Source organism: Alkalimonas sp., assembly GCF_020831925.1.
Classification (GTDB): Bacteria; Pseudomonadota; Gammaproteobacteria; order Enterobacterales; family Alteromonadaceae; genus Alkalimonas.
In genome coordinates, this window is the sequence record NZ_JAFIFQ010000015.1 from 51870 (window position 1) to 61985 (window position 10116).

Annotated in this window: 8 protein-coding genes; 7 read left to right on the top strand and 1 reads right to left on the bottom strand. The window is 52.8% G+C overall.

The features are described 5' to 3' along the window. Positions 1 to 32 precede the first annotated feature (32 nt). On the bottom strand, positions 33 to 1277 hold the full coding sequence (wecC, locus tag JJU14_RS06785) for a UDP-N-acetyl-D-mannosamine dehydrogenase (protein WP_228611884.1): 1245 nt from the start codon (positions 1275 to 1277) through the stop codon (positions 33 to 35). A gap of 385 nt (positions 1278 to 1662) precedes the next feature. Here wecC and wecB point away from each other — a divergent pair, with 385 nt between their 5' ends. The 7 genes from wecB to asnB all read left to right on the top strand — a co-directional run. Further along, complete coding sequence (gene wecB, locus JJU14_RS06790; protein ID WP_228611886.1) at positions 1663 to 2799, top strand: UDP-N-acetylglucosamine 2-epimerase (non-hydrolyzing); 1137 nt, start codon at positions 1663 to 1665, stop codon at positions 2797 to 2799. 5 nt (positions 2800 to 2804) lie between these two features. Further along, positions 2805 to 4106 carry a hypothetical protein gene (locus JJU14_RS06795; protein WP_228611889.1) on the top strand — a complete coding sequence of 434 codons (1302 nt, stop codon included), beginning with the start codon at positions 2805 to 2807 and terminating at the stop codon, positions 4104 to 4106. A 29-nt stretch (positions 4107 to 4135) separates the two neighbouring features. After that, positions 4136 to 5143: an NAD-dependent epimerase gene (locus JJU14_RS06800; RefSeq protein ID WP_228611891.1), complete on the top strand. Its 1008-nt coding sequence runs from the start codon at positions 4136 to 4138 to the stop codon at positions 5141 to 5143. Positions 5144 to 5167: 24 nt separating this feature from the next. Continuing rightward, positions 5168 to 6343 carry a GNAT family N-acetyltransferase gene (locus JJU14_RS06805; RefSeq protein WP_228611893.1) on the top strand — a complete coding sequence of 392 codons (1176 nt, stop codon included), beginning with the start codon at positions 5168 to 5170 and terminating at the stop codon, positions 6341 to 6343. An 11-nt stretch (positions 6344 to 6354) separates the two neighbouring features. Next, positions 6355 to 7425, top strand: coding sequence for a GNAT family N-acetyltransferase (locus JJU14_RS06810; RefSeq protein ID WP_228611895.1), 1071 nt, complete (start codon positions 6355 to 6357; stop codon positions 7423 to 7425). A gap of 63 nt (positions 7426 to 7488) precedes the next feature. Continuing rightward, positions 7489 to 8970, top strand: coding sequence for an O-antigen ligase family protein (locus JJU14_RS06815; protein ID WP_228611897.1), 1482 nt, complete (start codon positions 7489 to 7491; stop codon positions 8968 to 8970). Between the two features lie 5 nt (positions 8971 to 8975). Continuing rightward, a partial coding sequence (asnB, locus tag JJU14_RS06820; RefSeq protein ID WP_228611899.1) for an asparagine synthase (glutamine-hydrolyzing) occupies positions 8976 to 10116 on the top strand: 1141 nt, incomplete at its 3' end.

Consider the following 10116-nt stretch of genomic DNA (forward strand, 5'->3'; position numbering starts at 1 on the left):
CTTTCCTCTCCTTGAGCAGGTTGAGCAGGCAATTAACCAAACAGACCGCGGGTGTCAATCACAACTTTGGCAGCCACATCGCCAGGCTTTAACGATTTAAATTGTTTGTGGTCTACCAGCACCACTAAAATATGCGCGCGTTCCAGTGCCTCATGTAAGGTAACTAACTGAGGGGTGAAGGCTTGGTATGCTTTCGGCAGCGAACGAATATTCGGCTCTACCCACAGCACTTCACCAATGCGTTGCTCGGTCAGGGCTTTGGCTATATCCAGTGCCGGGCTTTCGCGAAGATCATCAATATCGGCTTTAAATGCCAGGCCAAGGCAGGCAATCACCGGCTTTTTGAATTCATCGGCTGCTTTTTTCACCCGATCCATCACGTAATGAGGCTTCGCATCATTGACTTCACGGGCCAACCGTATCATTTTGGCTTGCTCTGGGGCTGAGTCCACAATGAACCAGGGGTCGACCGCAATGCAGTGGCCGCCAACACCAGGCCCGGGGCTTAAAATATTGACCCTGGGGTGGCGGTTTGCCAGTTGAATCAGTTCCCAGACATTAATCTTCAAATGGTCACATACCATCGATAGCTCATTGGCAAAGGCAATATTCACATCACGGAAGGAGTTTTCGGTCAGCTTTGCCATCTCTGCAGTCCGGGCATCGGTTAACAGACACTCACCCCGAACAAAGAGTTGATACAGCTCCATGGCTTTCTGGGCACAGCGGGGACTAATGCCACCAATAATGCGATCGTTACTCACCAACTCCTGCAACACGCGGCCAGGCAGCACACGCTCAGGGCAGTGCGCTATAAAAACATCGGATTGATCGGTATTGGCATGAGGCATCCGCAAGTCCGGTCGTAGCTCTGCCAGCCACTGTGCTATTTTCTCGGTGGTGCCAACCGGCGAGGTCGATTCCAGAATAATTAAATTGCCTTTGCTCACGTGCGGGGCAATGGTGTTGATGGCTGCCTCAATGAAGCTAAGATCGGGCTTTTTATCGCCCTGAAACGGAGTAGGCACTGCGATCATAAAAACATCGGCAGCTTCTGCTTCGGTCGAGGCTTTGAGCTTACCGGTTGAAACGGCTGCCTGAACCAACATATCCAAGTCTGGTTCGACAATATGGATCTTACCCTGGTTTATCGTGTCGACGGCATGCTCTGAGATGTCCACTCCATGGACTTGAACTCCCCGGGAAGCAATCACCGCTGCGGTTGGCAGGCCAATGTAACCCAGACCGATGACTGAAATTTTGCTAAAATCGTGCATGCTCGTACCCTTGCTCACCTAACTGCATTCACCGCGGCTATCACTGTATGATACAGGCCGTGATGAAAGACGGTCGGAATTGTGGTGGCGTGTCGAATGGAGCCAGCAAGTTGCGTGGTGAAAAGTGGATGTTCCATCCGCATGGTCTTTCCACTTTAGCAGACTCTCGCACTCCATTGCTGCTGTTCGACATGCCTGTCATTTAACTAGAACAAAGACTAAACGATAGCCCTATAAAGCGCAATAGCTCGCCCTATGCAAAGCGAGGATTTCTCAGGCCTTACTGCTGAAATTCTTACCATCAGAGGTGGAAATTTTGCTACCATCGTCATCTTATTCTTACCGTTCGTGTATGGACACTTCAGCAACAGATAAGGTTATCGTTATGCTAAAAACACTGATCGTGTTTGGAACCCGCCCGGAAGCCATCAAAATGGCGCCTTTGGTGAATACATTGCAACAAACGCCAGGCATAGAAAACAAAGTCTGCGTGACGGCTCAGCATCGGCAAATGCTCGATCAGGTACTCGGCTTGTTTGACATCACACCGGATTTCGATTTAGACATCATGAAGCCAGGGCAGGATTTATTTGATGTCACCATCACCATTTTGGAGCGGTTAAAAGCCGTGCTTCGCAGCTACCAACCGGATCTGGTGCTGGTGCATGGCGATACCAGCACCACCTTTGCTACCGCCTTAGCCTGCTACTATGAAAAAATAGCCATTGGCCATGTCGAGGCAGGGTTGCGCACCGGCAACCTGTTTAGTCCCTGGCCGGAAGAGGCCAATCGCAAATTAACCGGGGTGTTAACGCAGCTGCATTTTGCTCCCACCGAGACAGCGCGGCAGAATTTGCTGAGCGAAGGGGTGGCGTCAGAGCTGATAACCGTTACGGGCAATACCGTCATTGATGCCTTGCTTGCTGTAGTTGCTAAAATCGAACAAACACCGGCCTTGCTGCAAGAGCTATCTGAGCAACTGCCCTGGGGCCAACAGCGGCGCATGGTACTGATTACCGGACATCGTCGGGAAAGCTTTGGTGCAGGTTTTGACAACATTTGCGCGGCGTTAAAACAGTTGGCCGATACCTACCCCGAATGCGACTTTGTCTACCCGGTGCATCTGAACCCGAATGTACGCGAGCCCGTGTTCCGCTTGCTGGGTGAGCAGTCCAATATTCACCTGATTGAACCGCAGGACTATTTACCCTTTGTCTTTTTGATGCGCCAGTCCTATTTGGTGCTGACTGACTCTGGCGGCATTCAGGAAGAAGCGCCTTCGCTGGGCAAGCCAGTCCTGGTGATGCGTGATACCACTGAGCGGCCAGAGGCTGTTGCTGCTGGCACTGTCTTGCTGGTAGGCACAAACAAGGACAGCATTGTGCGGGAGGTCTCGCGGCTGATGGATGATGCTGCCTGGTATCAGCAAATGAGTGTAGCGCATAATCCTTATGGCGATGGTAGCGCTTGCCAGCAGATTGCCGAGCGCTTATTGCACTATCCGGCTGTCAGTAAGGGTTAGTCTGCTTGGCTACAATGCATACATTCTCAATGGTGGGCTTTTCGCTCACTAAACTGCTGGCCCGCATTCTGCTTGGGTGCTTGTTGCTGCTTGCTGTACTGATTTTTTTGCTGTTTGATTTTAAGCCCTCGGTACATAACAACTACCCGGTGACACCGGATACGGCTTTGTTGGCAGAAACCTTTGGCAGCCGCCTTAAAGGCAGGGCCTTGCAGCAGCAACATCTGTACATCACATTGCAAGAGAGCCAGGCGCTCATTGCCATCGGCCAACGTGCTTTTCCCAAAGTGCAGGCCGAAGTAAGCATCACAGCCGACAGAGCTACGCTGGCATTGTCCTATCCGGTGCTGGCTGGAGCGCTTCATTTGAATGTGCAAGCAAGCCTAGTGCCGGATGAGCAGGGCGATTGGCTGGAGCGGGTGCAGCTTGGCTCTTTATCAATACCTGGCTCCTGGGTGCTGCGGGTGCTCAGTTGGCAAGCCAGCCGCATGCTGGGTTCAGATGAAGTAGCCCACTTGATCTACGCGGTGGAACAAGTGCAGCTAGAGTCCGATATCGTGCGCTTTCGTTTTGCGATTCCCGATAACTTTAAAGGCGGGTTGCGCTCTGGTTTGCCGCTGCAGCGCTTATTACTCAGTGAGCCGGAGCGGTTTGAGGTCTATTTGCAGCAGCTGCAATCACACTACCAACAGCATAAGCCGCAGCAGCTAAGCAGCTATCTGGATGTGGTGTTTCAGTCCGCCTATGTTCAAAGCGAGCAAGCAGATGTCAGTGCTGTGCTGGAAAACCAAGCCGCTTTGTTGGCCTTGGGGGCATTTTTTGGTCCGGCACACTTTGATTGGTTGCTGGGCGATGGCCGTAGCTATCCGCTCAGCCGGCCAGCTCCCGGAGAAGTGCAGCTGGCCGGGCGCTTCGACTTACAGCAACACTTTGTTTATTCGGCCGTGATCAAAGCGCTCACCAACCGCGAGCTTGGGTTGCTGGCCGGGGAGATGAAAGAACTGCTGGATACCAACCCCGGACGCAGTGGCTTTAGCTTTGTCGACTTACTGGCGGATAAAGCTGGCTTGCGTTTTGCGGAGCTCGCTCTGCAATCTGAAGCATCAGCCAGAAATTTGCAGGCATTTTTTTTGCAGCCACGCGATGACGGTGACCTGTTGCCAGTGTTTGAATCCTTGCACGAAGGTATTCAATACGAGCAGTTTCTAAGCTATTATGTCGACCTGGATTCTGTTGCTTACCAACAGCAACTGGCGTTGATCCAACAAAAATTACTGGCAATGCCGCTCTATAGTGGCAAGGATTAGCCACTAACCATTCAAACCAAGGATGAAGCATGAAGTTTTTAGTCACGGGCGCTGCAGGTTTTATCGGATTTTATGTCTGTCAGCGTCTGCTGGAGCTTGGCCACGCTGTGGTTGGCATCGACAATCTGAACGATTACTATGCCGTCCAGTTAAAGCAAGATCGCCTCGCTCAACTGCTGCCTCATGCCGACTTTACCTTTCTACCGTTGGATATCGCCAACCGCGCTGGCATGGCAGAGCTATTTAGCACCCATCAATTTCAGCGGGTCATCCATCTGGCTGCTCAGGCCGGGGTGCGCTACTCGATCGAAAACCCGCTGGTGTATGGTGAGAGCAATCTGATGGGCATGCTGCATGTGCTGGAAGGCTGCCGAAGCCAGCAGGTAGAGCACCTGGTCTATGCCTCGTCTAGCTCGGTCTATGGCATGAACCCGGTGATGCCTTTTTCCGTGCAAGACAGAGTCGATCACCCGGTCTCCCTGTACGCGGCAACCAAAAAAGCCAATGAACTGATGGCGCACAGCTACAGCCATTTGTATCAGATCCCAACCACAGGGTTGCGCTTTTTCACCGTCTATGGCCCCTGGGGCCGGCCGGATATGGCGATGTTTCTGTTTGCCGATGCCATTGCCAACCATAAACCTATCAAGGTGTTTAATCAGGGCAAGATGCAGCGCGACTTTACCTACATCGATGACATTGTGGAAGGTGTGGTGCGGGTGCAGGACTGCATACCCAAAGCAAACCCGAACTGGGACCCAACCATAGCGTCAGAAAGCAGAGCTCCCTACAAAGTATTTAATATCGGCAACAATCAGCCGGTTGAACTGATGCAGTTTATTCAGCACATTGAAACCGCCATGGGCAAAGAGGCCATCAAAGAGTTTTTACCGATGCAAGCGGGTGATGTGCCAGCCACCTACGCCGATATCGATGATTTAAGCAAGGCAGTTGGCTTTAAACCGGCGACTCCTGTTGCTATCGGAGTGCAGCGTTTTGTCGACTGGTACCAGGATTACTACCGGATCCGGAGCTAAGCGGATGGAGTGGTTGAATCTTGCATGGCGTTGGTGTGCACGGTGATAAGCGGACAAGCGTTACGTACCAGCTGGCAGCCGCTGCAGGATCTCGCTGAGATTGCGACGGATTGGCAGCAACTGGAAGCAGACGCCGACGGCAGCTTTTTTGTGTCCTGGCTATGGGTTCGCGTCTGGTTGCAAAGCTACCAACCCGATCTGATGGTGATGCGGGTATACGCAGCCAATGAATTGGTTGGCCTGGCTTTATTCAGCTGCAGCTTCGAGCGTCGCCATCGGTTGATCGGCTCCCGCGTGCTGCGGTTGCATCAAACGGGTGTAGCCAGCCAGGACCAAATCTGGATTGAATACAATACAGTGCTGGCCAGACGAGGAATGACCAGGCAGGTTGATCAAGCTGTGTTAAACGGCCTGCTGCAGTGGCAGCAATGGGATGAATTGGTGCTGGCAGGTGTGGATGCGCACCAGGCCAAACAATGGCAGCAAGCTCCACTGCATCGACAAATCGATTGGCAGCAACCATGCTTTGGCGTGGATTTACAAGCGATACGTGACTCTGGTCAAAGTTATCTGGCCAGCTTATCGGCGAATTGCCGTTATCAAATTAATCGCAGTAAGCGGCGCTATCAACAGGTTGGCGAGCTGCGCTTGGAACAAGCTCAAAACGTGCAGCAAGCCCTGCAATGGTTTGATGCCATCAGCCCCTGGCATCAACAGCGTTGGGGCAGCGAGGCAGGGCAAAGTGGTTTTGCTAATCCGGAGTTTCTGGCTTTTCATCGGGCACTTATCAAGGCAGCCTGGGCAGAGCAAAGTAGCGAACCAGCACAAGCACAACCAGCAAAAGGTGCCGAGTTGTTGACTCTGATGGCAGGACAGCAGCATCTGGCCACCTTTTATCAGTTGCGCTATCGCAATCGGATTTATTTTTATCTGGCGGGTTTTCGGCCAGAGCTCGACAAGCAGTTGAAGCCCGGCCTGGTTGGACACAGTCTGTGCATCGAGCATTATTGCCGGCAAGGGCTGGCATTTTATGATTTTATGGCGGGTGATGAGCGTTATAAACGGCAGTTGGGCCAACCGCATGCCGTTTTATGCCAGCTTCGCTTGCAGCATGCCAGAGCGCGTTTTCGGCTGGAGTCTTTTGCCAGACAAAGCAAGCACAAACTACGGACCCTGTTTGGAGCAACGTCACAGCAATGAATGCAACGACCATGATGGAACCACTTATCAACGCATGCACTTTCCATGAACTGGCTGCTGAAGACCAGCCAGAAGCGGATGCCTTTATTGCCATTCTGGCGACCGCCAGCCCATACCTACACAGTGGCTGGCGCAGGGCGGTTGAGCAAGCCTATGGCCATGCGGCAGGTTGTTTGGTTGCGCGGGATACCCGCCAGCCAGAGCAGCCGATCCGTGGGATCTTGCCTTATGTCCATTTTAAACGGCCCTTGGCCAGTTGCCGCCTGATCTCCCAGCCTTTTTGTGACTTCTCCGGGCCACTGGCCGTCAGCACTGAACTGGAACAGGCATTGGTAAAACAGCTGCACCATCGTCAGCCCGAGGCCATTGAAATCCGGTATGGGAATACTGCCAATCCAGAGTTGGCCAGCCAGAAAGTACGGATGGTGACGCCTTTGCCAGAGAGTGCCGACATCTTACTGGCCAGTTACAAACCCAAGTTACGCAGTCAGATTAAAAAAGCTGAAAAAAATGGCCTGACAGCCGAGGTTCGTACTGATCGTGATGCCGTGCGGCTGTTTTATCAGGTCTACGGTACCAACATGAAGCGTTTGGGCTCACCGCCTCATAGTTTGGCCTGGTTTGATGCTATTTTGCAGCATTATCCGGCGGGCCAGGCGGTCCTTGGTTTGGTCTGGTACCAGAATGTAGCGGTTGGTGCTGGTTTGGTGTTGCTGCAAGGCGAGCAGGCGGTGATCCCCTGGGCATCGACACTAGCCGATTACAACCACCTGGCGCCCAATATGCTGCTGTATTGGACCTTGCAGGCCCATTTAGCCGATCATGGTGTGCGTTTCTTTGATATGGGGCGCTCCACACCAGAAGAAGGCACCTATCGCTTTAAAAAGCAGTGGGGGGCTGAGCCGGTGCCGCTGGACTGGCAATTGCTAAAGCCTCAGCAAAGTGGCATCACCCATTTACTGAGTGCCGACGATGCCGGGCCATCCAGGCTTCGCAGCCTGGCAGAAAAAGCCTGGCAACAGCTACCCTTGCCGCTGGCCAATGGCCTGGGTGCTCGTATCCGCCGGTACATTGCCTTATGATAAGTTGTATTCGCCTACCATTGCTGTTGGTTACAGCCAGCCGTTGCAAGCAGGAGGTCCACCGTGTCTAAGTTTGCGCTGTTTTTCTTATTGCTGTATGGCGGTGGCCTGATTGCGGTGCTGGCTTACAATGGCGCAGCGGCGTTTTTTCTGTACCAGATTGTCTACATGTTCAACCCGGAAAACCGCTGGTGGAGCGCCGACATTCCCAGCATGCGCTATTCCTTTATCACTGCCTTAATGATGTTGTTGGCATTGGCTTACAAGTACAAAGAACTCAGCCAAATCAGCCCCTGGACCAGGCAGCCGGTGTTTGGCTGGATGCTGGCATTTTTACTGCTGCATTTCATCGCGTTTTTCTATGCGCTTGATCCCGATGCACACAGTCGCTTTACCGATTACTTCTGGCGATTGGTGGTGGTGATGCTGGTGGCGTACAAGCTACTGAATACCGAAAAGTTACTTAATATTGCCATCTGGGTCTATTTGCTTGGTGCAGCCTATGTCGGTTATTACGGCCATTCGATGGGGCGGGATAACCGTGGCCGTTTATCCGGCATTGGCATGATTGATACCAGTACCGACTCCAACTTAGCAGCTGCGGCCTTGGTGCCTGCTGTGGTATTGCTGCTGTATTACGCCTGGCAGGGCAACTGGAAAACCCGTGCTGTGGTCTTTGTCTGCAGCGCTTTTGTGGTGAATGTGTTGGTGCTACTCAACAGCCGGGGCGCTTTTGTTGGTGTGCTGGCCGGCTGCTCGCTGTTTGTGTTTTTTATGCTGTTTTCCCGCATTCAAAAAGCCCGCCAGCGTATGGCGGCGGTGGGTATTGTGATCGCTGGCTTATCCGGGGCACTGTATTTAACCGATGAATCCTTCTGGAACCGGATGCAAACCCTGCAGGCTGATGAACAGGGTCAGCGCGGGGCAGATGGCCGTGGCCGGATGCACTTTTGGTTTGGCACTTTTGATATGATCAAGGACTACCCGCTTGGCATGGGAGTGGGGGGGTACTCCACCGTCAGTGCCATTTATCTGGACCCGACCCAAACCAACTACACCATAGAGCGGCGGGTACCGCACTCCACCTGGTTTCAGGTGCTGGGTGATTTTGGCTGGCTGGGTTTGTTTGTCTTTGTTGGCATGCTGTTGTCGGTATTTCGTATCAGCCACAAAACCAAGAAATACATGATCAAGCAGGGGCGACCGGAGATTTACCACAAAATTTTAGCACTTGAATGCGGCTTAATTGGCTTTTTAGCGGCAGCTACCTTTATTGACCGGGCCCGGGCCGAGATTTTGTTCTGGATGATTTTATTTTTGGCGTCTTCCAGCAATGTCTATTACTTGCAGCATAAAGCGAAAACAGCGGCAGCAGCTGCAGCCAATGCACTGGGCCGGCGCGAGCAGCCAGAAGAGAACGAACCGCCTGGTCTGGCTGAAGAGCCGCTTGGCAGGCGCACACAAAAGGGCCCTGTCACCAAGGCATCGCTTAGAAAGCAGTTGCAATCACAGCAGCAGTTGGCCAATCCAGGCCGCAGGGAGTAACAAGGATGTGTGGATTAGCTGGTTTTTTCCGCTTTGGCGAGCCAGAGGCAACAACCGAGCAACTGCTGGCGCAAATGGGGCAGGCGATTTTGCATCGGGGCCCGGATGGTGGTGGGCTTTGGTTCGATCAGCGCATAGCCCTGGTGCACCGACGGCTTAGTATTCTGGATTTATCCACTGCCGGTAGCCAGCCGATGCATTCAGCTTGTGGCCGTTATGTGATGGTGTTTAATGGCGAAATTTATAATTTCCAGCCATTAAGAGCAGAGCTGAAAGCGCAAGGTGAGCACTTTGTCAGTCATACCGACAGTGAAGTGCTGCTGCGGCTCTATATGCTGCATGGCCCGGCCTGTTTGCAGCAGCTCAATGGCATGTTTGCCATCGCGATTTGGGACAGGCAGCAGCAAAAACTGTTTTTGGCTCGCGATCGTTTGGGCAAAAAGCCTTTATACCTGTATCAGGACGGTGATTACTTTGCCTTTGGCTCGGAATTAAAAGCGCTGATGCCGCTGCCTTTTTTTAAGCGGGAGTTGAACCCGCAAGCGCTGCAAGACTATTTTTTCTACCAGTATGTGCCGGACCCAAAAAGTATTTTCAAACACGCCCGCAAACTCAAGCCTGGCTATTATGCAGAGTGGCACCAGGGACAGTTTACCGAGCACTGTTATTGGGATCTGAGCTTTGCCAGCGCCAGTGCTGCCTCGGAAGAGGAGTTGTCGCATCAGCTGCGCGAGCTTTTAGATGATGCGGTGAAAATCCGCATGGTCAGTGACGTGCCGCTGGGGGCTTTTTTAAGCGGCGGCGTGGACTCAAGTGCCGTTGTGGCCAGCATGGCGAAGCAGAGTACGCAACCGGTGACCACCTGCGCCATTGGCTTTGACTCGAAAAAGTTTGATGAAGTGCAGTACGCCAAACAGATCGCCCAGCAGTTTGGCACCGATCACCATGAATTTACCGTGCGTGCCAATGTCACCGACAGCTTCCTGCGCATTAGCCGCTACTTTGACGAACCCTTTGCCGATCCGTCTTTTGTGCCGACTTATTTTGTCGCCGAACTGGCGCGCAAAAAAGTTACGGTAGCGCTGGCAGGGGATGGCGGCGATGAGAATTTTGCCGGTTACAGCAAGTACCTGGTGGATCAGACCG